Raw genomic sequence first — 22,664 nt, 5'->3', positions numbered from 1 at the left:
TTGGTTTCTTCTAAATTACTTTATTTAACATTTATCCCAAAAAACCCTTTATAACCCGACAAATTTTTTGCCGGGTATATTTCTCAAGATTATTTAATTAGCCTAAAAATTAAAGGAAATCGATATTCATTTCCTTCAAAGGCTTTGATTGCTGCAATAATGGTGAATACAAAGAGCATTACGCCTAATATCGCTAGTGCTACAAAACCAATTAAGATGAGTGTTAATAATCCGCTAACAAAAAAGTAAACTGTATAGGAAATCAAAAAGTTAAAATATTCCCTGCCGTGATAATCAATGAATGATGACTCATCCTTTTTTATTAACCAGATAACTAGCGGTGCGATAACTGGGAAAAATATACTTAACACATAAATACCAGCAGCAAACAACCTTTCATCTTGATTAACCATTTTCTATTCCCCCATTGGAATATATTTTTTACATTCATTAATATTTACGGCAGTGCTTTTAAAAGGTTTCGTTATCTTTAAAAAAATTTATGGGGTCAAACTTCTCCCTAGGCACGTAAATTGGTAAAATTGATAAAATAACTATTATCAACGTGCAGAAAGGTTTTATTATGACAAAAATACTTTTAAAAAACGCAAAGGTATATCCAATTTCATCAGAACCAATCCATCACTGTGATGTCCTAATTGAAGCAGGAAAAATTAAAAAATTAGGGAAAAATTTAACGACAGACTTAAAAGTAAAAATAATCGATTGTGAGGATTTATTTCTTTTACCTGGCTTTATTGATGTTCATACTCACTTAGGTCTTTATGATGAAGGAACGGGCTGGGCTGGGAATGATGCAAATGAAACAGTCGAAGCCCTCACGCCCCATATTCGGGCAATTGATGGTGTTTATCCATTGGACCCAGCGTTCTCTGATGCCGTCAAAAGCGGCATTACAACTGTCCATGTCATGCCGGGAAGCGCCAACGTCATTGGCGGAACAACTTCAGTCATTAAAACTACTGGTAAAAATATAAAAAAAATGATTATTCAAGAAGTTTCAGGCTTAAAAATAGCCCTAGGGGAAAATCCAAAAAGAATTCATAGCCATGGGAATAATGATTCCATTACACGGATGGGGATTATGGGGATGCTAAGAGAAGCCTTCTACAAAGCCATCCATGCGGATAATCCCGAGGAGCCTAGAATTACTCCTATCGTGAAGGCCTTAAAAAGAGAAATTCCCGTAAGAATTCATGCTCATCGTGCGGACGATATTATTTCAGCGCTTCGTTTTGCAGAAGAGTTTAATCTGGATTTACGTATTGAGCACTGTACTGAAGGGCATTTAATAGCCAGTGAATTATCTGGAATGGGTTTAAAGGTTTCTGTAGGACCTACATTGACACGAAGATCCAAGGTAGAATTAAAAAATAAAACGTGGAAAACCTATCAAGAACTGACGAATCATGGTGTTGAAGTATCAATTATTACCGACCATCCTTATACACCAATTCAATACTTGAATATTTGTGCGAGCCTTGCTGTACGAGAAGGATTATCCGAGCAAAAAGCACTAGAAGGAATCACCATATTACCAGCCAAAAATTTAAAAATAGACAATACCGTCGGAAGTATCCAAGAGGGTAAGGATGCAGATTTAGTGCTTTGGAGCCATCACCCATTCCATTACTTAGCAAAGCCAAAGTGGACGATGATTGGCGGTGAAATGATCTATCAAGAAAGATAGATTAATGTTGAAAATTGGTAAAAAATATTATCGAAAAATACACAAAAAACCTATTTATTTTTTGGCTTTTTTCTTGTATTATACTCTAAGTGAAATGTTTTAGACCTGAATACTTTGGGGGTTTACGAACACAATTTGTTAACAAAAAAATGATATAGGGAAGGCAAATGGTGCGCCACCAGTTTTACTGGTTCTAGTGGGTTCGATTCCCACCCCGAAATTTTTTAGTAACTTTATAAAAAATTTCGAGGGTGGACCGCTTCTTTTGACATGGGATCGGAATGCCCTAATGGAGGGATTTTCATGCTTAAAAAACGTGATCTTCATGACAGCCACACATTGTACGAATTAATGACGCACCCTGATGTCTTCCCTTTTGTACGCCAAAAAGCTGATTCTTATGAAGAATTTTTATTTATGACAAAACAAACCATAGAATCCGAAGAACGCGGTGAACTAATTTCACGGACCATTCTCGATGAATGGGGAGCGCCTATCGGAACAATTAATCTATTTGATATTGAGGACAACGCTGGTTTTTTAGGAACATGGCTTGGCAAGCCCTACCATGGCAAGGGTTATAATAGCCCGGCTAAGGATGCTTTTTTTCAAGAACTTTTTTATGAAACGGGAATTGAGACAGTTTTTATGCGAATCCGCAAGGTTAATATTCGTTCAATAAAAGCTGCTGAAAAACTTCCTTATGTAATAAAAGCAAATGAAAGTAGAAAATCTATTTATGAGCAATTAAACGCTAATGGCGAAGTATATGATTTATTTGAGATTCCAAAGGATCAATACACCTTTTACCTTATGCGAAACGGTGCTGTTCAATCAGACGATTCACAATTGCTGGAGGCATAAAAAAACAATCGGCCCTCGCCGATTGTTTTTATTTAGTTTTCAAGGAAAGAAGTCTTCTTATTATTCCGTTAAATTTTGTTCCATGCTTTCGTTTACGTCATTAAGACCCATTTGGAGCAAAAATTCATCTAATTCCTCATTCGTCAATGTTTCAAAGCGGCCATCATGAAAAAATACTTGGGTTTGATTAGGGTTAATTCTGTTCATGTTAAAACTCATTTTCTTTGCTCCTTTCATAGATGATTATTTTCTATTGTCCACAAAAGAAGCTGTTTTCATTCCTGAAAATCAAATAGTTCAAAAAATTATACTAATTCTTAAGTACTTTACCTAATACGTTTAGTCCACCTGTGACAGGTATTATACTCCCAGTAATTAAATCGGATTTTTCATCCGTAAGGAAGGCAATTACTCTGGCAATATCTTCTCCTGTTCCTTGCCTTCCAATAGGGCTATCACCCATTGCAGCTATAGCATCCCCGATATTACTGTCTTTCCATTCATTTATTATATCACCCGGACAAACCATATTAGCGGTTATCCCATGTTCTGCTTCTTCAATTGCAATTGTTCTTGTAAGTGACGCTACTCCTGTCTTCGCTGCAGCAAACGCAGAACGAAATATCCAACCTGGTGCGGTTTCGACTCGGTCATATCCGATTGTAATAATTCTTCCCCATTTTTGGTTTCGCATCGAAGGAATAATAAGTTTTGACAAATAAAATACAGCACTTAAGTTCCCTTGTAATATATAGTTCCATTCATCGAAGGAATAGTCTGTCAGCTTCTTTCTTTCATGTATGTATGGACCTGCATTATGAACTAAAACATCCACGGTTGAAAATACAGCAAGGGCTTCATCGACAATTCGGATACAATCCTCCATGTTCGAGACATCACCTTGAATCGCAATGTTATGCGTTCCATAATATTTAGTCAATTGGTTTGCTAAAGAAATAGCTTCTGCTTTACTATTACGATAGTTAATGACTAGCTGATACCCATTTTCCGCGAGATATAAAGCAGTTTTTTTGCCAATACCCGAAGCTCCCCCCGTAATCAAAGCCGTTTTCTTTTTCACAAATCATTACCTCTCAATGTTTAGAATTTCTCTCTTAACTATATGTTAAAAAGAAACAATTATTTATGCAAATTTTAGTTCCATCTCTATAGTGAAAACTTGTTCCTCTGTAAAGGATGTAAGTTTTAATAACGAATGGGCAAAAATTGGCATAGGATAAGATAGCTACAAAAGGTGGAAAGGATGAGATCATTGTTCCCTTGGGATAAATTTCCTTTTGATAACGATTTGAAGGATAAGATAACAAAAATGAAGCCTGAAGAAATCAATAACTATGTTCAGGATATTATGGGGAAAATCATGCCCGCTAACATGAAAGGTGTGATGAACCCTCAAGAGATGTTTAAGGGTTTCCAATCGTCAGTATCCCCGCAGGAGCCAACGAGGAGTATATTGAATTCAACGGCCTTTGAGACCCATGATTTTGTGTATGTTAGAATTCCAATCAAAAAAGAGGAATGGGTTAAACAGCTCCGTATTTTTCATACAGCTAATCAACTAATTGTTGAGCATATTCCACAACATGAAGATAAACACACGATCATCCTTCCTGCAATTGTAAAAAAGAAGGGGGCAACTGCTACCTTCAAGGATCATATGCTTGAGGTGAAAATCCCCAAAAATGTTGATATGCAGTTTTCTCAAATTGATGTTACTGAAATCTCATGAACGTCATTAGAGTAAAGGACAGCCAATTTTTCTGTCCTTTAGATTTAATGACCTTCATCTTCCATCTTCATACCATCCATAGAGTTTTTGGTGTTGGGATCCTCAGGTGCACTTGGGGTCCCAATGGTAAATTCTTTTTTAGGCATATTATGCATATCTCTTGCTGTAACGTGAGAAATGATATAATAAGTACCTTCTTGTGAGAAGGATCTTTCTAAGCGATATATTCCTTTTTCAGCATGCTTAATTTCTACCTTTTCATGCTTGTCATCCTTTGCACGCCAGATCTCAAAAATAACCTCAGCATCCTTCACTTGATCATTCCCCTGAGTAACCTTCGCTTCAAATGAAATCGGTTGATTCATTTTGCCTGGGTCCGGGTTAATAGATAACTCTACTTCTACCATTTGCGGTAGATTATCGGCTTGTTCTTTTTTATTACTGCACGAAATAACAATACTTAAACATAGAACAGTCACCAAAAAAACGAAAAGCTTTTTCAAGGTTCCTCTCTCCTAACTTAATTCTTCCATTACTTCATTATGAATTTTAATTAACAATAGCTTGGCTTCTAGAGAACTCGTAGAATTAATCACTCTTTTGATTGCAGAATAGTATTTCTCATACTTGTTTTTCCGGATCCTCGGGTGTGAGTTTTCATCTTGAAGCTCTCTTTTTATCGCTTCAACTAGAGTCACCTCACTACCTTTTCCTTCTGTTTCTAGTATACGATTATTCCAAATCTGCCGATATTCCTCTAGTAATTCATCGAAGGACACTCTTTCTTTCGACAAACAATCCCTCCTCTTTTATGTCTACACTTGCATTGTTACATATTTACTGACACTATTGCAAAAAATACAATTTAACAAGTCAAAGAAAGGAGAAACCTTATGTCTACCCCTTATAAATGTCCAAATTGCAAAACGAATCGGAGCCGCTTTAATGTTATTCAACAAGTTTCCCAATCTGTTAAACTTGACCCTCAATCGGGAGCAGTAATCCGAGAATATGGTGAAAATGATTTAGAACCCTTCCACCTCCCTTACAATGGACCAGAAATTCGAGTCCAATGCGGTGCCTGTGGTTTAATTGAGGATGAACGTACGTTTATCAAATTTGGCGAACAGCCGATATAGTCTTCTTCTTTACATAAAAACATCCTAATTATTGGGTTGTCCCGTAATTAGGATGTTTTTTTGTTTAGTGAAGATTATTTTCTTTTAGAAAATCCTTTGAATCCACTTTCCAAGCATCAATTGGTGAAAATCTTACCAGATGAATATCCCCTCTAAAGGATTGTCCGCCTCTGTTTTTTATAAACCAATCAATTTCGATGGGGACATCTAAACTAATTTCCTCGGTTAAATCCTCTGCTGGCAAAAGCTCCATTCGAGAAATTCTAACACTTTCTACATTCCCTAAAATCGGCTTCCAGTTTATTTTTTGTAAAGAAGCTTGGGAAGTAATCTGGACATCCTGCTGCTTCAATCCTGCAACATAGGCATTTATGACCTCATAGGGATTCGCCTTTCCTAAATACTGATTTAATTTGCCAGAAGCCTTCAAAACCATGAGCATATGTGATAAGTCCATTGAGTTGGTGCGATGAGTGGTACTACCATAAAAATGAATACAAAAGTGACCTGGAAAGCTATTCGCTAATGCTCCAGCACCATGCGGCATTCCATGCATCGAGCCCGCTATCCATTGATCCTTATGAATAACAATAATAGCTCGGCGTTTCCAACTCCATTTACCCCCGTATATTCTTTTCATTACCTTCGTGTCTTTTGTGGTTAATGGCTGTACATCCGCATGGTGGCTTCCCGCTCGTCGTTGCACCTTGAACTTTCTTCCCGTTTCCACGTCCATTACCGTAAATTTTGTGTACTTTGGCAGGATTTGATTAACTTCTTTCCAATTTAACATCTCAATTTTATAGCTGATTGTTGATGCTGCTTTTACCCCTTGGCCATTTAGGAGGATATGAATTAACATTAAAAAAATGACTACCCTCTTCATCGTATCCTCCTTTTACAAAAAACTTGCTACATTAAAAGAGTTACCTGAAGAGGAAATTATCATTCATTCAATCATGGTATTTTTCTTACTTTTCAAGATTTTTTAATTGTGTTTCAACCCCATTCCAATTTATACCTTCACCAATAAACACAAGGTTTAATCGCATATTCATGTCTTCTTTTAGATAAATCGGCATGCCATAAGAAAACTGAAATAAAAAAGGCAGGTCCGAATGATCAAACTTAACATAGCCCTTTATACGGTAAATTGTATCTGGTAAATGTTTTAAGAAATTCTCAAATTCAGCATGGCTAATAGCAGTTTTAAATTGATAAACAAATGTCGTTAAATTTATAGTTACTCGTTGTGACTCTTTCTTTTCCTTTTCAAAGGATACAGAAAGCTTTCTCAGCTGTTCAATTGACACCTGTGAATAATTAGTAAGAAGGCATCTTGCATTTGAATTAATGGATTGAATCTCGAATATTATCTTTGCTTGCTCACTCTCTTTTAATTCATCCATTTTGTTAATAATAATGAAGTCAGCATGCCTTACTTGCTCAAGAATCAATTGCTGGAGCTGGGGACTTAAGGATTTTCTTTCCATCCATCTCTTGCCATCGACTGTCGTTAGGATGCCTTTAATCAATAATTTATCTGCAAACAATGGGGAAAGGATCGCATCCAAAACCTCCACAGGGTGGGCAGCACCGGTTGTTTCGATATATATCACTTCTGGTTTTTCATCTAATAATAATCCTTGCAACTGGGCTTCAAGTTTGTCTTGGATGGAGCAGCAAATACATCCTCCCAACAATTCTTTTAAGGAAACATCCTCACCCTCAACTGCATCAGAGTCTATGGAAACCTTACCTAGTTCGTTCATCATGACAGCTATTTTTCTTCCTAACCTTTGTTCATCTTCTAACAATCGTTTTAAAAGGGTGGTTTTCCCGCTTCCCAAAAATCCTGATAAAATATAAACCTCAGCTTTTTTCATCCTCAATTCCCTTCCAATGGTCATTAATTGTACTCTAAAAAAATGACCCAACTCCGGGGAGTCGGGTTACTTTTTTTATTTCATTGTTCCCTTTAATACTTTAATCGCTTCTTGCATTTGTGTATCACTTGTTTTTATTTTGTCCCTTAATAACTCCATTAGTTTCATGGTGGAATCACCTTTTAAAACACCATTGACTGGGAGTTTTTGAGCTTTTTGGAAGGCAGTAACAGCATCTTTTGTCTTTTGATCAAAAAATCCATCTGTCCGACCTGGATCAAAACCAATCGCTTTGAGCATTTTTTGGGCAGTTTGAACTTCCGTAGATGATGTAGATAGTTTCAGTTCCTTATCGGGATTAATAATTGTTAGAGTTGCATATTCAGGCAGGGCTACAGCTACATCAGGATTTATCCCCTTTTTATGAATCCAATTCCCGTTCGGTGTCAACCATTTCGCCGTGGTGAATTTAAGATTTGAGCCATCCTTGAAGTCAGAAGCAGTCTGGACTGTTCCCTTACCAAAAGACTTCTCTCCGACTAGCTTAACACCAGCAGATTCTTTTACAGCTGCAGCAAGTATTTCTGATGCACTTGCACTACCTTTATCAATTAAAACAACCAAAGGAAGATTTGGGTTCCCTTCATTTTGAGAAGGATATTCCTTAATCTTTCCATTTCGGTCTTCTACTTTTAAAATAAGTTTCCCTTTTGGAACGAACATGCTCGAAATCGAGATGGCTTGGTCCAATAAACCTCCTGGATTTTGACGCAAGTCTAATACTAGCCCCTTCATTCCTTTCTTATTCAAGTCATTCAAGGTCTCAACTAGCTCCTTAGACGTATTACTGGAAAAGCTCGTAATTTGAACTTTAGCAATCCCGTCTCCCACCATTTCACCATAAACAGTTTCAATTGGTATCTCATCGCGGATAATTGGCACAGTCATTGGAGCTGCTGTACCAGGGCGTTGGACAGACAACTCAACCTTTGTACCCTTTTTCCCACGAATCAGTGTTACTGCTTGAGTAGAATTCATCCCTTGGAGGCTTTTTCCATTTACGGACATGATCATGTCATTTGGTTTTAAGCCAGCTTTTTCCGCAGGAGATCCTTTTATGGGAGACACAATCACGATGTGCCCATCCTTTTCCTGAATTTCAGCGCCAATCCCTTCAAAAGATGAAGAAATGCTGCCATGAAAGCTTTCTGCTTCTTCATTACTCATATAGTCTGAATAGGGATCATCCAGCGACTCCACCATCCCATTTATTGCACCATTAATGACCTTTTTTTGATCAATATCCTTAAAATAACCACTTTTCAATGTATCATATGCTTCATAGAGTTTATCAAATTCTGGTCTTTCTGTTCCAACTGTAACGACCTTTTCTTCTCCAAATGCTAGTGCAAACGCTGTAATTCCCGCAGATAGAAACACAACCATAAACAACAGCATGATAAAATGGAATTTTTTTAAACGAATGTGTCCTGATTTGTTTGCTGATCCTTGCTCTTGTTCAACGTTTGCTTCTTCCGCTTTTATCTGTTCTATTTTCTCGTCTTTCAAATCCTTCACCACTTTCATTAACCATAAAAATAAGAAATAATCCAGCGAAAATTTTCTTATTAGGTGCTAGATGGATTTCCAAATTTTCAAAAGCTATTATCAGATACTTTTAAAAAATAACCCTTAGTGATTAGAATAACATCTTTCGTATAAAATTAACAAAGAAAAGTTAATGAAATTATAATAAGATCACAAATAAATTTTCACAATAAAAGCACCTACCAAATGGTAAGTGCCGTTTATTTTTATCCTACATCATAACCTTGATCTTCGACGGCCTCTTTAAGCTTCCCAACTGAGGCTTTGCTTAAATCATGACCAACCATAACCTTGCCATCTTTTAATGAAACATTAACTTCTGTTACACCTTCTAAATTGAGAAGGGCTGTTTTCACTGCCTTTTCACAATGTCCGCATGTCATTCCTGTAACCTGTAATGTTGTTTTCTCCATGAAAATTACCTCACTTTATATTTATATTTTCACTCGCTTCAAACGAAGGGCGTTGGACACTACTGATACTGAACTAAACGCCATGGCTGCACCAGCAACCCAAGGGGCTAACAAGCCAAGTGCCGCAATTGGAATCCCCCCTGAATTATAAACAAGCGCCCAAAAGAGGTTTTGGCGAATATTTTGCATCGTTAATTTACTTAAACCCATTGCCTTTGGAATCAAGGTTAATTCCCCGCCAAGAATTGTTATATCAGCCGCTTCAATCGCTACATCAGTACCCGTACCGATTGCAATCCCTATATCAGCTACGACAAGGGCTGGAGCATCATTTATTCCATCGCCAACCATGGCCACTTTTAGACCTTGCAGCTGTAATTCTTTGACATGATTGGCCTTTTCCTCGGGAAGGACTTCTGCAATAACATTAGAAATGCCGACTTGATTCGCAATCGCTTTAGCCGTACGTTCATTATCACCAGTTAACATAAACACTTTAATTCCTAATTGGTTTAATTGCTGAACCGCCATTTTAGCTGTCTCTTTTACTGTATCGGCCACAGCAACTACACCCATAATAGTGGAGTTTATGGCAATAAACATAGCTGTTTTCCCTTCGTTCTCCAATCGGGTTAGGTCTTGGTCTCCCGTAATGCTGGGAATATTTTTTAGAGCCATAAGTTTACTGGTGCCTACAAATATTTCATCATTGCCTATTTTTGCTTCAATTCCATAACCAGGTACTGCCTTAAACCGTTTGACAGGCAGGGTACTTGATCTTTTTTCAATTCCATATTTTACGATCGCTTCGGCAAGTGGATGTTCAGAAGACTTTTCTGCTGAAACGAGGTATTGGAGTACTTTTTTCTCGTCCTGATAAGCTATAAAATCTGTTACTGTAGGATGTCCTTTTGTAATCGTGCCGGTTTTATCAAGGACGATTGCATTAATTTTATGGGCTGCTTCTAAATGCTCTCCACCTTTAAAAAGAATCCCCATTTCAGCTCCTTTACCTGTACCAACCATGATAGATGTTGGAGTGGCTAGTCCTAACGCACATGGACAAGCTATAACAAGAACAGCGATCGCTGTTTCTAATGCGGAAGGGAAATCTCCAGGATTCACAAAGAAATACCAAATTAAAAAAGTAAACATTGAGATTGCAACCACAACAGGCACAAAATAACCTGAAATTGTATCTGCTACCCGTTGGATTGGGGCTTTGCTGCCCTGGGCTTCTTCGACAATTTTAATTATTCCAGCAAGTGCTGTGTCTTTGCCAATCTTCATTGCTTTTATGGTCAGGGTGCCATTCTTATTGATCGTTGAACCAATGACATTGTCCCCAACAGATTTTTCCACTGGAATTGACTCACCGGTTATCATTGCTTCATCAACAGAAGATTGCCCAAAGGTTACCATTCCATCGACAGGAATTTTTTCCCCTGGCTTTACCAATAAGTAATCAGAAACTTTCACTTTCTCAATTGGAATTTGAAGTTCCTTACCTTCTCTTAGTATAGTGGCTTCTTTTGCTTGGAGACTTAACAACTTCGATATGGCAAGCGTTGTTTTCCCTTTGGCCATCGTTTCAAATAATTTCCCTAATAGAATTAAAGTAATCAGTACAGCACTTGTTTCAAAATATAGATGTGGCATATAGTTAGTGTTACCAATTGTTTTCATTCCTTCAGCTAAGCTATAAAAATATGCTGCTGATGTTCCTAACGAGACTAGGACATCCATATTAGCACTTTTATTTTTCAGGGCCTTAAAAGCACCCATATAAAACTGACCACCTATATAGAATTGCACAGGCGTTGCCAATAGTAATTGAAACCATGGATTCATCAAAAAATGTGGCATTGGTAAACCAAAATCAACAGGCAAATGGGAAAGCATCGTATATAGAAGCGGTATTGCCAGAATTACCGACAGAAGAAATATACGTTTTTTTTGTTTAATTTCTGCATCTTTATTCTGCTGTTTGGTATCCCTGTGAACCTTTTCTGTTGCTTCATAACCAAGATTTTCTATTTTAGTAATAATATCATTACTTGAAACCAGTTCTGTATCGAAAGAAATAGCTGCACTTTCCATTGCCAAATTGACATTTGCCTCAACACTGTCCATTTTATTGAGGACTTTCTCGATTCTCGTTGAACAGGCTGCACAGGTCATTCCAGAAATGTCTAATTTGAGCTGCTCTTTCATTTGGATCACCTCTTTTATATACTATACCCCCGCAGTGTATATTTGGTCAAAGAATTTTTACCGAAAATAATACTATATTTAATTTAAGCCTTATTTTAACGTCTTTCGATGATTTTTGTCACAGAGGAGTTTTGTTTTTTATTTATTCTCCATTTTGGTAGTGAGTTCCTGTTAATTACTAAAATAAAAAGCCTCATCCAATTTGGAAAAGGCTCATTTTGATTATTCTTTTATCGCTGCTTCTAAAGCAACTTCTATCATATCGTTAAAGGTTAATTGCCTTTCTTCAGCTGTTGTTTCTTCACCTGTTAAGATATGATCACTAACTGTTAGAACGGAAAGTGCTCTCCGATCAAATTTAGCGGCTAATGTATAAAGGGCTGTGGTCTCCATTTCGATCGCCAGGATTTGATATTTAGCCCATTTTTCAAGTTCAGCATTATCATTATAGAATGAATCTGCTGTAAAAATATTTCCTACTTTCAAGTTAAGTCCTTTTGCCACCCCTGCATCATAGGCCTTACGAAGTAAATCAAAGTTTGCTGTAGGGGCAAAATCGACATGACCAAACGTTAAACGATTCATATTTGAGTCGGTTGAGCTTGTCATTGCCAAAATGACATCACGAACCTTTACATCTTTTTGAATGGCTCCACATGTTCCAACACGAATTAGATTTTGGACATTATAGCTTTGCATAAGTTCATTTATATAAATTGAGATGGAGGGAACACCCATTCCAGTCCCTTGTACAGAAATTCTTTTTCCTTTATACGTTCCTGTAAACCCGAACATATTTCGAACTTCGTTGTAACATTTTGCATCTTCTAGAAATGTTTCTGCAATATATTTTGCGCGAAGCGGGTCCCCTGGCAGTAATACTGTTTCAGCAATTTCGTTTTCCTTCGCACCAATATGTACACTCATCTATATTCCTCCAATCAATAACTCCAGCCGTATTAAAACTGTTTCATTGACAATATATCATAAACAATTTCTAATGAGAAACTCTGCGATGAAAAAGACATGAATTTATTATTTTGTGGGAAGCTATTTTTAAGATTGGAGGGAGATCGTTCATGGGTAAAAAACATCGAAGCCGCACTAATTCACCGAAGAAAAATAATCACATCCCTGCTGAGGCCATTGTGGCTGAACATGAAGCACATGCAAAAGAGCACAATGCAACTGGTGGAAGAAAGCACTGAGCTAAAAAAACCTAAGGAATATTGTCCTTAGGTTTTTAGTTTACAGAAGAACTATTCTGTTAATAGGAAACCAACCACCAGGTTTTAATTGATAATAATGCTGTCCTCCCCTGCCTTGGTCAATTAACACAATATCCCCGGTTGAGAGAAATCTGCCTTGATAATCTGCAGGGATTCTGTCAGTAACATTAAAGCGGCTGAAAGTTTCCTCTAAGCATTGCACTCGGCTATTTGCTGAAATAGTGGTTCGAAAAACCTCTTTATGCCCTTTATTTTCACGGTATTTTGGAGTTTGAAAGATCGTCACATCATATTGTGTACATGCTCTTTTTATTAATACTTTGATCATCATATACCTCCAATTATTAGAATTAATTGCTTATTCTAATAATTAGCGTTGGACATTGTCGATTCCTTCTTGAAAATCCCATTTTTTTGTCGAATTGCACTTTTTTTATCCAGCAAAGATGATTTTTATCGAATCAAGCGTTTCAATATACATAAAAACAATAGGACCAAAATAGCCCTATTGTCAGGATTTTATGAATATCGTTGAATTACACTTTGAATTTTTTGTTGTAAATTCGGGATATCTGCATTTGAAACTGACAAGCGTACATTGGTCTCATCTGCACCCATTGCCTCTGAAAACAATCCTGATAGCCCTCTTGCCCGACGGTCCACTTGGAACATGATATCAAGCATGCCATTTCCAGAAGGGAAAAAAACTACTTCTAGTTCATCTAATCTGCCACGAAATAATCCTGCAGTAGGTACAAACTCAAATTCTTGAACAAACGGTAAACGTCCCCGTAATCGCCGCGGTGCTTCTTCACAATCGGCTTCTCGAATCCTAAATCCTAAATTATCAATAGCATTAAACACAGCAGACATAAGTGGGTTAGGGACAACTTTTAGATAATCTTTATCGCTTGGGTCCACACCGCCTTTAATATCTAGACCGGTAGTTACCCAAATCTTTGACCTGCCAATGGAAAGCGGCGTATCAAAAGGAAGTTGAAAGGAAAATGGAATGTCTTTTTTCTCATTTGCACGAATGACAAAAGAAGTAGTTAATCGAAACTTTTCGATCGCAGCGGTGACGGTATACTTTTTGTCATCTGACTCTCTTAAATAGGTGGTATTTAAGGTGAGATAGATCTCATCAACCTGCTGATCGATCTTGCCTCCTTTAATTTCAACTACACCGTTAACAGTCTCCCCCGGCATATAAGTATCTTTTTCAAGCTTTGTGTCCACTGCTGCTGACCCAATTCCTACGCTGGCAAATACTTTGTTAAAAAAAGACATTTTTTCTCCCCCTAGATTAAGTATAAATTTATTATTTCAGCTCTTATTTGGGCACAGTTTTCATATGCTGGTTCAATCTGTAAGAGCTTTCTAATTATGTGTTTGGCCTGGTTCGAAATTTCTAATTCCTCTTCCCAGCTCTTTTCCTGTTTGTGTTGTGGAAAAGTAAAATTTGAATACAGTAAAAACAATAGGAAATGTCCCAATCCATAAAAATCCGCTTGGCAGTTAACCTCTTTACGGATATTTTTTTCCTTTGTTGTCTGAACTGCTGTTTTAAAATTAAGATGTCTTCCTAACCCTAAATCAATTAGCCTAATCTTAGCACCATCCGAAATGACATTTGGGATTCGGATATCTCTGTGGATTATTTTATGATTGTGCAGATATTCAATCGGATTTAATAATTCATAGACGATTTGAAAAGCTTCTTTTTCAGTGACTTTCTTTCCTTCAGCAAAAATAAGCTGTTCAAAGTTCATCCCCTCAATAAATTCCATTGTGTAGTAAGGAATGTTGTTAAAGGTACCACCCTCAAAATATCTTGGAAAACCAGGATGTTCAATCGAACTTAACAGTTCTTTCTCATATTCAAAGTCAATTCGACCCGATTGCGTTAATCTTTTATGGAGTCGCAAGGCTTTTAGAACCTTTTTTTGCTTCGATTCCAGATCATATACCAAGTAACTATGACCGTAACCACCTGCTCCCAGATGTCTAATGACATTGTATCGATCAGCGATGAGCTTATCATTTGGGAAAAGTTGTTCAAATAAATTGGAAAATAGGAATGCAATTCTTTTTATCATGAGAAGGGCACCTTGCTAGCTGCTAAAAAAACTTCTACTTTTATACTTCTTTTTATAATGATGATGTCCTAGGTTGTTGTGCTTATAATGATTTCTTCTCTTCCAGGCATCACTTGAAGAACTATATTGATGGTGATGTTGAAGCTTACTTTTGAAAATTAATTTAAGGATTTTTTTTAACAATTCTTTCCCCTCCTTAGCTTCGTAAACATTCATACGTTTAGAAAAAATAAAGGTTTCATGATTAGCGAAATTTATTAAATATGATGATGATCCAATGTACTTTGGCTAATGTTTTTTTTAACGAGCACAACAAAAAGCGAGCACCGAATGCTCGTCTTCTGTATTAATCTATATTAAAAGGAAAAGACTATTTCCTTCTATTTGATTAATTAATTTTTTATTCATCCTCTTCTTCTTCGTCGATAATACTCTTCTCAATTAAATATTCGAAAGTTATGTCTGCAATTTCCTCTAATTCTTCTTCACTAGGAACGTATCCCCTTTTTACAAGCTCATGAAAGAAAAATTCGGCAATCTCTTCAGTATCAATAAATACTTCAATTTCTCTCATAGCATCGCCCCCTTTTTAGAGAATGTATGATGTACATGGCTTTTTCATGCTATTTACTTTATGGACCTAACTGAATATCCATTTCCAAAGAGAACGAGGATTTATTAACCCTTTAAATTTCAATAAGAGATGAAGTCTTTTTTGGATTGGACAAGCATAGGATGAATGAAAAGAACTTTCCCTGAGGTGATCTGATGTTAAATTTACAATTAAAATTAGAGGCATGGATAAATGATGTTAATCGGGAGGATGGTCTCACCCTCCAAACATTTGAGAAGATTCTAGATGTGATGTTTTTTCTTATTAAATGGGCTGGTATCCCGTTTGTTGTTTATTTACTATTTGAAATTTCAAAGTGGTAGCTTCTCTCTTAGACGTGACTCTTGCCATCGTTACTGACAAGACTTTCTAATTTCCTAAGAATCACACGCATTACTTGATAATATTCCTGATCCTGAAACATTTCATATAAAATCCGGTAATCATTAAATATGTCCAATAAGTTGTCAATTAATTCCTTTTTTTCCTTTTTGCGTTCAATTTCTTCGAATTCTGCTTTTCTAATAATGTTCTGGACTTTTGGATTATCGACTGCCTTTTCCTGCTTATTCACTAAGTATAGGAGACCCAGTTTTTGAATAAATGTGTCAGCATTTTCAGCATCTGCAACAAGTGTCAATTCTTCTTCACCAGCTTCAAGCCATTCACCATCACTTACCCTAGATAGCTCATAAATGACATCTTCCCAGGCATCTTCTTTATAGCGCCAAATTTCTGTACGGAAGCCTACAACTTTAAACAAGTCTGCACCATAACCGCTTACTTGAACTAAATCGCCGAAGAAAAAACTATATTCGATGTCAATTTGTTCTTGTTCCATTACAACGCCATCGAATTCTGATAGTAATTGTAAGGCGGATTCAATGAATAATCCGTCACTTTTATTCACTTCATATACATACTTCCCGTCTAGCCACTTTACATCTGTTACCTTGCCAACTGTTCCATAGATTGTAATCACGACCGTATCACCGATCTTATACTTCGGTTTTTTTCTATTTCCCATTTCCTCCCATCCTCTCAATAATAAGTCGTGAATTTTGATTACAATAGTATATGCGCAGTTTAAATAAAAGCGCATGTGAATTGTAAAATGAAAAAATCGCCTCATTTCTGAGACGATCAAATTGTGCTATATTTTGCTTTCAGTAATCAAATATTGCTGCCATGCCTCATCAAAAACGGACATTGATTCTAAGTATTGACCATTCAGTTCTAGATAAGAACTTAACTCATGATAGTCCTCGGAAGTTTTCGGAAAACTATGATCTAAATAGGCATGATTGGCAAAGTCACTAATAGCATCCTTTGGAGCAGGATGCCTAAATTTCATTAAAAAATGATAAAATGATTTAATCATTTATAAACGCCTTCCTCATCCAGATTCACTCTATATGTATTTCTTATGAAATACTATAACGGATACTATGGTAAGCGTCCAGCGATTAGAAATACCAACAAGCATAAAAGCAGCCTACAATTGAGGCTGCTTTCATTATGATGAAAAGTCAAAATAATTTTTCTTTAATAACCTTGGAACCGCCATTAACTCTTCGAAGCTGACCACTTTTCCAATCAGTTTACAATCAATTAAATACAACTGATTCTCAATTTCTTTTACAATTGGTTCACTTTGATAAATCATTGCACAATCAGGGCAGGAAAAGGTGGGGGTTTCTGAGATTTCAATCGCTCGCGTCCCATCTGGCAGCTCCCAAAAAACTGAAGTGGTTACTCTTTCTACATTTGTGCTTGAACACCATTCACATACGGTTTCCAATTACACTCCTCCTATTCCTTCAACGTCTCGGCTGATGTTCCATCCCTTTTTGTTTCCTGACTACCTGCTTCTTTATGAGACAATGCTTTAAATTTCTTATCCTTTAATTCATCCCGTTTGCTGCGCCTATCCTTTAACGTCGTGTGTGCCGGGTCTTGGTAATAATCCTTACGGCGATTTAACCTTGTTAATCCCTCTGGAACAAGGTTAAAGTGTTGATCATTCATAATACCTGAGATTCCTGTAAGAGACCTTTTCTCGTCCATATCAGGGAAAACCTCTAGAAAATAACCCTCTGCCCTTCCAGGCACATAATTTTCTGGCTCTGGGTATGAGGTGATTACGCCTTCAAAATTCCGAAGGACCACTTTCTCTGGACTTTGCGAGATCAAGTAATTCGGCTGAAGGGCAATTTTACCCCCTCCGCCTGGTGCATCGACGACAAAGGTCGGTACGGCATAACCAGAAGTATGTCCGCGAAGCCCCTCGATAATTTCAAGTCCTTTTGATACAGGAGCCCTGAAATGACCGATCCCTTCAGATAAATCACATTGATAAATGTAATAAGGCCGGACGCGAATTTTGACAAGATCATGCATTAGTTTTTTCATGATTGGCACACTGTCATTGATTCCTGCAAGGATAACAGACTGGTTACCTACTGGAACACCAGCATTGGCAAGCATTTCACAAGCCCTTTTTGAGTCCTCGGTAATTTCGATCGAAGTATTAAAATGAGTGTTCAGCCAAATTGGATGATATTTTTTCAAGATATTACAAAGGTTTTCGGTAATTCGTTGTGGGAACACAACAGGTGCTCTTGTCCCAATCCGGATAATTTCAACATGATCAATTTCCCTCAGGTTTTTAAGGATATATTCCAAAATAGTATCATTAATCAGCAGGCCGTCCCCGCCAGAAATTAATACATCTCTTACCTGAGGGGTTTGCCTGATATATGAAATAGCTGCATCAAGCTGCTTTTTCGGAACACCCATTCCAATTTGCCCTGAAAAACGTCGCCTTGTACAGTAGCGGCAATACATCGAACACTGATTGGTAACAAGAAAGAGGACCCGGTCTGGATAGCGGTGCGTTAACCCAGGGACAGGTGAATCTTCATCTTCATATAATGGGTCCTCAAGATCATATTTAGTTTTATTAATCTCCTTCGAAATAGGCACAGACTGCATTCTGATCGGACAACGTGGATCATCAGGGTTCATTAAGGAAGCATAATATGGTGTGATATTTAAGGGGATGGTTTTTGTAGAAATTCTTACACCCTCCTCTTCATCTGGAGTTAAATGGATCACCTTTTTTAAATCATCTAACGTACGGATCGTATTCGTTAGTTGCCAAAGCCAATCGTTCCACTGCACTGAAGTAACATCTTTCCAAAGTTCTATATCTTTCCAATGCCTTTGTGGTTTATATAAAAATTGTTTCACTATAAGTTCCTCCCATCTTGCTTCACTAAAATAATATGCAAGATATGTGCCAATGTCATAAAAAGGCTTAGAACTTACTCTTTTAGCTTTTTGCCAAATAAAAAACGCCGAAAACTCGGCAGCTTAGTCTATTATTTTTTTCAATTTATATTGTAAGGTTTGCCGAGGAATCTCTAAAAGCTTCGCTGCTTGGTTAATGTTCCCTTCAGATAATTCAAGGGCATTCAAAATTAGATCCTTCTCTAATGTTTCAATATTTTTCCTTAATGATAGACTTTCCATTACGACATTGTTAGTTGTGGTTGTGCTTGGAAGATGTCTTAACATGCTTGGAAGATGTCTTAACATGCTTGGTAAATCTTTATACTTCAACTGCTTTTCTTCACACACATTCATCATGTATTCAATCGTATGTTTCAGTTCCCTTACGTTACCAGGCCATTGATAATTCATCAAGAATAGCTCAAGTTTCTTCTCATAACCGCTAATATTTTTATAGAGTTTTTGATTAAATTTCTTGATAAAATGATCTGCTAAAAAAAGAATATCTTCTTTTCTTTCTCTTAAAGGGATAAGTGAAAAGGTAAATACATTTAATCGGTAGTAAAGGTCCGCACGAAGTGTTTGCTCTTGAAGGGCCTTGTTTGGATTGACATTCATGGCTGCAATTACTCGTACATTTACAGAAACGCTTTGCGAACTTCCAACTCTTCTTACCATTCCATCCTCCAAAACCCGTAATAGCTTCGCTTGAAGTTCTATCGGCATCGTATGTAATTCATCAAGGAATAGTGTTCCCCCATCCGCAAATTCAAATAACCCTTTGCGGTCTATTGCCCCTGTATAGCTTCCTTTAGCCGTACCAAACAGGATACTTTCTAACAGTGTTTCAGGTATGGCAGCGCAATTTTGAGCAATAAACGGTTCAGATGAGCGAGGGGATTCATGATGCACTCCTTGAACAAATAATTCTTTCCCTGTTCCTGACTCGCCATAGACGAGAATAGGAGAATCCGATTTCGCCAGTTTCTTAGCCTCATTTTTGATGCTCTGAAATGGTGGATTAACCGTCAATAGATCATTTAATGTATAGTTTACTTGAATGTTTACCTTCTTTTTACTGCTTTTATTTAATCCCTTTTGTAAATCTAATAGTCGTTCCGCAAGTAGTTTCATTCGGGAATAATCTTTCGCTATTTCAACCGCTCCAATAATTTCTTCCCCGAGAAAGATTGGCAGGGTTGTATTGATGGTATCAATTCTTGTCCCATGCAAATTCATATAAACCTGTGTTTGGTTGTAGATCGGCTGTCCCGTTTTAATTACTTTTAGTAAGGTACTGGACTCTTCCGTTAGGGAGGGAAATGCGTCAATTAAATGCTTTCCCTCCACTTCCTTCACATCCATCCCATCGTGCTTTGCTGCCACTTCATTATAAAAAATTGTCTTTCCCTGAGTATTGACTACATGAATTCCTTCATCAATGCCTTTTAGAATGGCTGTCAGAACTTCTTGCGTTAATGCGGTTAACGGAACCATTTGATTCACCTGCCCATCCTTTCCAATTTAACAAGGTGCCGAAAAATTGGCACGGTAAGCCGAAATTTTAGCAGTTTGCCAGATTCTTTACCCACATATTCATATTTTCAAGCTTGTCATAGATAAAGCAATTATTCATCAGCCTGCCCCGATACGAATATCCCAGCTGAAATAAAACAGCATTCATCCCAAAGGATAACGATCTTGCAATCGAATAGGCACAAAAGATTCCTTTCCTTTTCAACTCACCTTCAAGTTCCTGAAGAATAATTTTCATAAGCCCATATTTCCGATGTTCAGATAATGTTGCACAATCCGTTAATTCTGCATTTTTATAAAAAGAATTCACTTCGGCTGAAGCTGCACTGACTATTTTTCCTTGAAGGAAAAAAGCGTAATAGATGGTCCCATCCTTGATGGTCTTTATTAAATATTCCGGTTCATGCAAAGGGGTTGGGTAAATTTGAAACACTTGCCTGTACAGTACTGCAAGTTCCACAGCACTGCCCTCGTCGACCTTTCGTAATTCATATTCCTTTGGTGGATACCCTTTCTGAATGGACGTGTCTAATTGATATATACTGTTGACCATCCCGTCTTCGATCACCCAATGATCATTTTTCTTCCGGTCTGACGTGTAATACTTTGAAAAAAAATGGGCATCTGAGCCAAGAAAATAACGATCCACAACAGCCTCTGGCTGAAGTCCCTTTTCCAAAAAACTAATAAAATCCTCGCTTCTTACCTTGACAATTAACTTTTCAGCCTTGTGCTTTACTGCGAGCTCTTCCGCTCGTTCAATTAGCATTTTTGTGTTTCCACGATAATCATCCACACGAATACGTTTATTATATGGATCAAGATATATTTCAAGGAAATAGCCGTTTTCCTCTAGAAAAATAGTGGATGCCGTTTGATTCATCGAGTTCACCCCATCGGTAAATGATAATTTCTCTAGCATTCTCGAAAAAATGTCTGGCCTAGATTAGCCAGACATTCCCACTAGGTCGGTATAAATCAATTATAGCAATCTTTTGATATATAAATGGAAAAAATCAGATGTTTACTCTGCCGCCTCACACCATTTTAATAAAGTAAGGGCAATAATCTCACTGGCGATAAACATATCTTCAAGTACAATATGCTCATTTGCATCATGTGCAGTTTCTGTTATCCCAGGACCGAAAATGACCACGGGAGTATTACCAATATTAGAAAGGATACCGCCGTCTGTTCCCCAAGGGCTTGCCTCGATGATAGGACTACTACCCTTTACTTCTATAAAACTCTTTGTCAATTCATTCATTAAAGGATGGTCATTTTCAAGACTTCCTGGCAGCCACCTGCCGCCAAACCATTCTATCCTAAGCGGATTTTCCCTGAGCCACTCATCATTTTCACTTATTTCTCTCAAACAAGTTTCCATTTCAAGTTGTGCTGATTGAATCGTTTCTTCCGGAGAAACTCCCATTCTCCCCTCAATAATTGCGGTGTCAGGCACCGAAGAAGGCCATTCGCCGCTTGAAAGCTTTCCGATATTAATTGGAATAGGAATGGGGATTTTTTCAAAGAGAGGGTCTGTAATCCTCGCATTTCTATCGTTCTCTAACTGTTGTAAACTTTGAATGACTACTAGTGCTTTTTCAATTGCGCTTACACCTTTATACCTGGTTCCTCCGTGTGCTGCTTTGCCTTTTACGGTAATTCTAAACCACATTGAGCCCTGCTGCTTCGGGAATATCTTCAAATTGGTCGGTTCTGGAATAATGGCCCCATCCGCCTGGTAACCTCTAAGAACGGCCGCTAGGGAACCAGCTCCGCCGCTTTCTTCTTCAATGACACTTTGAAAAATAACATCCCCTTTAAGTTTGATACCATTTGCTATCAAGGACTCAATCGCCATTAACAGGGCAGCATTCCCACCCTTCATATCCGTCGCGCCTCTTCCATAAAGCTTGCCACACTCAATGGTCCCGCTAAATGGGTCATGTTTCCAGCTTAATTCATCACCAACTGGGACCACGTCAATATGACCATTTAAAATCATCGATTTGCCGCCGCCTGTACCTTTTAACACCGCTACTAGGTTAGGATTCCCGCCGAAGTTCTGGCGGTCACAACAATAAGCAGGGTGGGATTTTAATTCATCACCACCGATTTCCCAAATATCGAGTGTTAATCCTAACTGTCTGCATTTTTCAATGATAATCGCCTGGGTACTACTTTCGTTTCCCCGTGTGCTGTTTTCTCGGACGAGAATTTGTAACAGTCTTGCCCCTCGCGCTCGATTCTCTTTTATCCATTGTTTTATGCGTATTTCATTATTGTCCAAACGATTCACTCCTTA

The 22,664-nt window shown here is 37.6% G+C and carries 27 protein-coding genes and 1 pseudogene; 6 read left to right on the top strand and 22 right to left on the bottom strand.

Features of this window, described 5'->3' with window-relative positions; genetic code table 11:
- Positions 1 to 89: 89 nt before the first annotated feature.
- The gene (locus COE25_RS05915) at positions 90 to 413 is read right to left on the bottom strand and encodes a DUF4870 domain-containing protein (protein ID WP_088088653.1); all 324 of its coding nucleotides are present in this window, start codon (positions 411 to 413) and stop codon (positions 90 to 92) included.
- 170 nt (positions 414 to 583) lie between these two features.
- Here COE25_RS05915 and COE25_RS05910 point away from each other — a divergent pair, with 170 nt between their 5' ends.
- Together COE25_RS05910 and COE25_RS05905 are read left to right on the top strand one after the other, a co-directional pair.
- Complete coding sequence (locus tag COE25_RS05910) at positions 584 to 1,711, top strand: amidohydrolase (protein WP_098931811.1); 1,128 nt, start codon at positions 584 to 586, stop codon at positions 1,709 to 1,711.
- Between the two features lie 303 nt (positions 1,712 to 2,014).
- Positions 2,015 to 2,575, top strand: coding sequence for a GNAT family N-acetyltransferase (locus COE25_RS05905; RefSeq protein WP_098931808.1), 561 nt, complete (start codon positions 2,015 to 2,017; stop codon positions 2,573 to 2,575).
- Between the two features lie 60 nt (positions 2,576 to 2,635).
- Here COE25_RS05905 and COE25_RS30540 read toward each other — a convergent pair whose 3' ends face one another.
- Both COE25_RS30540 and COE25_RS05900 read right to left on the bottom strand, forming a co-directional pair.
- Positions 2,636 to 2,794 (bottom strand): hypothetical protein, encoded by a 159-nt coding sequence (locus COE25_RS30540; protein ID WP_179195904.1) that lies wholly within the window; start codon positions 2,792 to 2,794, stop codon positions 2,636 to 2,638.
- Between the two features lie 91 nt (positions 2,795 to 2,885).
- The gene (locus COE25_RS05900) at positions 2,886 to 3,656 is read right to left on the bottom strand and encodes an SDR family oxidoreductase (RefSeq protein ID WP_098931806.1); all 771 of its coding nucleotides are present in this window, start codon (positions 3,654 to 3,656) and stop codon (positions 2,886 to 2,888) included.
- 183 nt (positions 3,657 to 3,839) lie between these two features.
- Between COE25_RS05900 and COE25_RS05895 the strand changes: the two genes are divergently transcribed.
- Complete coding sequence (locus COE25_RS05895; RefSeq protein WP_306298960.1) at positions 3,840 to 4,325, top strand: Hsp20/alpha crystallin family protein; 486 nt, start codon at positions 3,840 to 3,842, stop codon at positions 4,323 to 4,325.
- Positions 4,326 to 4,369: 44 nt separating this feature from the next.
- On the opposite strand, the gene COE25_RS05890 is transcribed toward COE25_RS05895, so the two are convergent.
- Both COE25_RS05890 and COE25_RS05885 read right to left on the bottom strand, forming a co-directional pair.
- Complete coding sequence (locus COE25_RS05890) at positions 4,370 to 4,828, bottom strand: FixH family protein (RefSeq protein WP_098931803.1); 459 nt, start codon at positions 4,826 to 4,828, stop codon at positions 4,370 to 4,372.
- A gap of 12 nt (positions 4,829 to 4,840) precedes the next feature.
- Positions 4,841 to 5,119 (bottom strand): hypothetical protein, encoded by a 279-nt coding sequence (locus COE25_RS05885; RefSeq protein ID WP_098931801.1) that lies wholly within the window; start codon positions 5,117 to 5,119, stop codon positions 4,841 to 4,843.
- Between the two features lie 99 nt (positions 5,120 to 5,218).
- On the opposite strand from COE25_RS05885, the gene COE25_RS05880 reads away from it, so the two are divergent.
- Positions 5,219 to 5,464 carry a DNA alkylation repair protein gene (locus COE25_RS05880; RefSeq protein ID WP_088088659.1) on the top strand — a complete coding sequence of 82 codons (246 nt, stop codon included), beginning with the start codon at positions 5,219 to 5,221 and terminating at the stop codon, positions 5,462 to 5,464.
- A gap of 64 nt (positions 5,465 to 5,528) precedes the next feature.
- On the opposite strand, the gene COE25_RS05875 is transcribed toward COE25_RS05880, so the two are convergent.
- The 6 genes and pseudogenes from COE25_RS05875 to deoD form a co-directional block, all read right to left on the bottom strand.
- Entirely contained in the window at positions 5,529 to 6,350 is an 822-nt protein-coding gene (locus COE25_RS05875; RefSeq protein WP_088088660.1) for a hypothetical protein, read from the bottom strand.
- Between the two features lie 85 nt (positions 6,351 to 6,435).
- Positions 6,436 to 7,350, bottom strand: coding sequence for a CobW family GTP-binding protein (locus COE25_RS05870; protein WP_098931986.1), 915 nt, complete (start codon positions 7,348 to 7,350; stop codon positions 6,436 to 6,438).
- Between the two features lie 75 nt (positions 7,351 to 7,425).
- Positions 7,426 to 8,919 carry a lmo1851 family serine protease gene (locus COE25_RS05865; protein WP_483861190.1) on the bottom strand — a complete coding sequence of 498 codons (1,494 nt, stop codon included), beginning with the start codon at positions 8,917 to 8,919 and terminating at the stop codon, positions 7,426 to 7,428.
- Positions 8,920 to 9,164: 245 nt separating this feature from the next.
- Positions 9,165 to 9,371 carry a copper chaperone CopZ gene (copZ, locus tag COE25_RS05860; protein ID WP_088088662.1) on the bottom strand — a complete coding sequence of 69 codons (207 nt, stop codon included), beginning with the start codon at positions 9,369 to 9,371 and terminating at the stop codon, positions 9,165 to 9,167.
- Positions 9,372 to 9,392: 21 nt separating this feature from the next.
- Positions 9,393 to 11,579, bottom strand: a pseudogene (locus tag COE25_RS05855) (heavy metal translocating P-type ATPase); the annotation flags it as partial.
- A 228-nt stretch (positions 11,580 to 11,807) separates the two neighbouring features.
- Entirely contained in the window at positions 11,808 to 12,512 is a 705-nt protein-coding gene (gene deoD / locus COE25_RS05850; RefSeq protein ID WP_088088664.1) for a purine-nucleoside phosphorylase, read from the bottom strand.
- A 152-nt stretch (positions 12,513 to 12,664) separates the two neighbouring features.
- Between deoD and COE25_RS31365 the strand changes: the two genes are divergently transcribed.
- Positions 12,665 to 12,793: a hypothetical protein gene (locus tag COE25_RS31365; RefSeq protein ID WP_088088665.1), complete on the top strand. Its 129-nt coding sequence runs from the start codon at positions 12,665 to 12,667 to the stop codon at positions 12,791 to 12,793.
- A gap of 40 nt (positions 12,794 to 12,833) precedes the next feature.
- Here the strand turns inward: COE25_RS31365 and COE25_RS05840 are convergent, their stop codons facing one another.
- The 4 genes from COE25_RS05840 to COE25_RS05820 all read right to left on the bottom strand — a co-directional run bounded on the left by COE25_RS05840 (position 12,834) and on the right by COE25_RS05820 (position 15,487).
- Complete coding sequence (locus COE25_RS05840; protein WP_098931796.1) at positions 12,834 to 13,142, bottom strand: YodL domain-containing protein; 309 nt, start codon at positions 13,140 to 13,142, stop codon at positions 12,834 to 12,836.
- Positions 13,143 to 13,333: 191 nt separating this feature from the next.
- Entirely contained in the window at positions 13,334 to 14,104 is a 771-nt protein-coding gene (locus COE25_RS05835; RefSeq protein WP_098931794.1) for a sporulation protein, read from the bottom strand.
- Between the two features lie 11 nt (positions 14,105 to 14,115).
- Entirely contained in the window at positions 14,116 to 14,913 is a 798-nt protein-coding gene (locus COE25_RS05830) for a serine/threonine protein kinase (protein ID WP_098931792.1), read from the bottom strand.
- 400 nt (positions 14,914 to 15,313) lie between these two features.
- Positions 15,314 to 15,487, bottom strand: coding sequence for a YozD family protein (locus tag COE25_RS05820; RefSeq protein WP_066256754.1), 174 nt, complete (start codon positions 15,485 to 15,487; stop codon positions 15,314 to 15,316).
- Between the two features lie 194 nt (positions 15,488 to 15,681).
- Here COE25_RS05820 and COE25_RS30535 point away from each other — a divergent pair, with 194 nt between their 5' ends.
- The gene (locus COE25_RS30535; RefSeq protein ID WP_179195906.1) at positions 15,682 to 15,849 is read left to right on the top strand and encodes a hypothetical protein; all 168 of its coding nucleotides are present in this window, start codon (positions 15,682 to 15,684) and stop codon (positions 15,847 to 15,849) included.
- Positions 15,850 to 15,857: 8 nt separating this feature from the next.
- Here COE25_RS30535 and COE25_RS05815 read toward each other — a convergent pair whose 3' ends face one another.
- The 7 genes from COE25_RS05815 to COE25_RS05785 form a co-directional block, all read right to left on the bottom strand.
- Complete coding sequence (locus COE25_RS05815; protein WP_088088670.1) at positions 15,858 to 16,553, bottom strand: hypothetical protein; 696 nt, start codon at positions 16,551 to 16,553, stop codon at positions 15,858 to 15,860.
- A gap of 126 nt (positions 16,554 to 16,679) precedes the next feature.
- A complete protein-coding gene (locus COE25_RS05810) occupies positions 16,680 to 16,904 on the bottom strand; it encodes a YozE family protein (RefSeq protein WP_179196031.1) in 225 nt (74 codons plus the stop codon).
- A gap of 138 nt (positions 16,905 to 17,042) precedes the next feature.
- Entirely contained in the window at positions 17,043 to 17,327 is a 285-nt protein-coding gene (locus tag COE25_RS05805) for a YokU family protein (RefSeq protein WP_088088672.1), read from the bottom strand.
- Between the two features lie 11 nt (positions 17,328 to 17,338).
- A complete protein-coding gene (kamA, locus tag COE25_RS05800) occupies positions 17,339 to 18,778 on the bottom strand; it encodes a lysine 2,3-aminomutase (RefSeq protein ID WP_098931790.1) in 1,440 nt (479 codons plus the stop codon).
- A gap of 123 nt (positions 18,779 to 18,901) precedes the next feature.
- Positions 18,902 to 20,317, bottom strand: coding sequence for a sigma-54 interaction domain-containing protein (locus COE25_RS05795; protein ID WP_098931788.1), 1,416 nt, complete (start codon positions 20,315 to 20,317; stop codon positions 18,902 to 18,904).
- A gap of 67 nt (positions 20,318 to 20,384) precedes the next feature.
- Positions 20,385 to 21,239 (bottom strand): putative beta-lysine N-acetyltransferase, encoded by an 855-nt coding sequence (ablB, locus tag COE25_RS05790; protein ID WP_098931786.1) that lies wholly within the window; start codon positions 21,237 to 21,239, stop codon positions 20,385 to 20,387.
- A gap of 141 nt (positions 21,240 to 21,380) precedes the next feature.
- Positions 21,381 to 22,649 (bottom strand): peptidase, encoded by a 1,269-nt coding sequence (locus COE25_RS05785; protein ID WP_098931784.1) that lies wholly within the window; start codon positions 22,647 to 22,649, stop codon positions 21,381 to 21,383.
- Between the last annotated feature and the right edge of the window lie 15 nt (positions 22,650 to 22,664).

Origin of the sequence: Bacillus sp. AFS031507, assembly GCF_002584635.1 — a bacterium.
Taxonomy (GTDB): domain Bacteria; phylum Bacillota; class Bacilli; order Bacillales; family Cytobacillaceae; genus Neobacillus.
This window is presented reverse-complemented; position numbering and strand designations above follow the sequence as displayed.

Coding starts and splice junctions, on each gene's coding strand:
- COE25_RS05915 (WP_088088653.1), bottom strand. CDS start 413: ATGGTTAATCAAGATGAAAGGTTGTTTGCTGCTGGTATTTATGTGTTA.
- COE25_RS05910 (WP_098931811.1), top strand. CDS start 584: ATGACAAAAATACTTTTAAAAAACGCAAAGGTATATCCAATTTCATCA.
- COE25_RS05905 (WP_098931808.1), top strand. CDS start 2,015: ATGCTTAAAAAACGTGATCTTCATGACAGCCACACATTGTACGAATTA.
- COE25_RS30540 (WP_179195904.1), bottom strand. CDS start 2,794: ATGAGTTTTAACATGAACAGAATTAACCCTAATCAAACCCAAGTATTT.
- COE25_RS05895 (WP_306298960.1), top strand. CDS start 3,840: ATGAGATCATTGTTCCCTTGGGATAAATTTCCTTTTGATAACGATTTG.
- COE25_RS05880 (WP_088088659.1), top strand. CDS start 5,219: ATGTCTACCCCTTATAAATGTCCAAATTGCAAAACGAATCGGAGCCGC.
- COE25_RS05875 (WP_088088660.1), bottom strand. CDS start 6,350: ATGAAGAGGGTAGTCATTTTTTTAATGTTAATTCATATCCTCCTAAAT.
- COE25_RS05870 (WP_098931986.1), bottom strand. CDS start 7,350: ATGAAAAAAGCTGAGGTTTATATTTTATCAGGATTTTTGGGAAGCGGG.
- copZ (WP_088088662.1), bottom strand. CDS start 9,371: ATGGAGAAAACAACATTACAGGTTACAGGAATGACATGCGGACATTGT.
- deoD (WP_088088664.1), bottom strand. CDS start 12,512: ATGAGTGTACATATTGGTGCGAAGGAAAACGAAATTGCTGAAACAGTA.
- COE25_RS31365 (WP_088088665.1), top strand. CDS start 12,665: ATGGGTAAAAAACATCGAAGCCGCACTAATTCACCGAAGAAAAATAAT.
- COE25_RS05840 (WP_098931796.1), bottom strand. CDS start 13,142: ATGATCAAAGTATTAATAAAAAGAGCATGTACACAATATGATGTGACG.
- COE25_RS05835 (WP_098931794.1), bottom strand. CDS start 14,104: ATGTCTTTTTTTAACAAAGTATTTGCCAGCGTAGGAATTGGGTCAGCA.
- COE25_RS05830 (WP_098931792.1), bottom strand. CDS start 14,913: ATGATAAAAAGAATTGCATTCCTATTTTCCAATTTATTTGAACAACTT.
- COE25_RS05820 (WP_066256754.1), bottom strand. CDS start 15,487: ATGAGAGAAATTGAAGTATTTATTGATACTGAAGAGATTGCCGAATTT.
- COE25_RS30535 (WP_179195906.1), top strand. CDS start 15,682: ATGTTAAATTTACAATTAAAATTAGAGGCATGGATAAATGATGTTAAT.
- COE25_RS05815 (WP_088088670.1), bottom strand. CDS start 16,553: ATGGGAAATAGAAAAAAACCGAAGTATAAGATCGGTGATACGGTCGTG.
- COE25_RS05795 (WP_098931788.1), bottom strand. CDS start 20,317: ATGGTTCCGTTAACCGCATTAACGCAAGAAGTTCTGACAGCCATTCTA.
- ablB (WP_098931786.1), bottom strand. CDS start 21,239: ATGAATCAAACGGCATCCACTATTTTTCTAGAGGAAAACGGCTATTTC.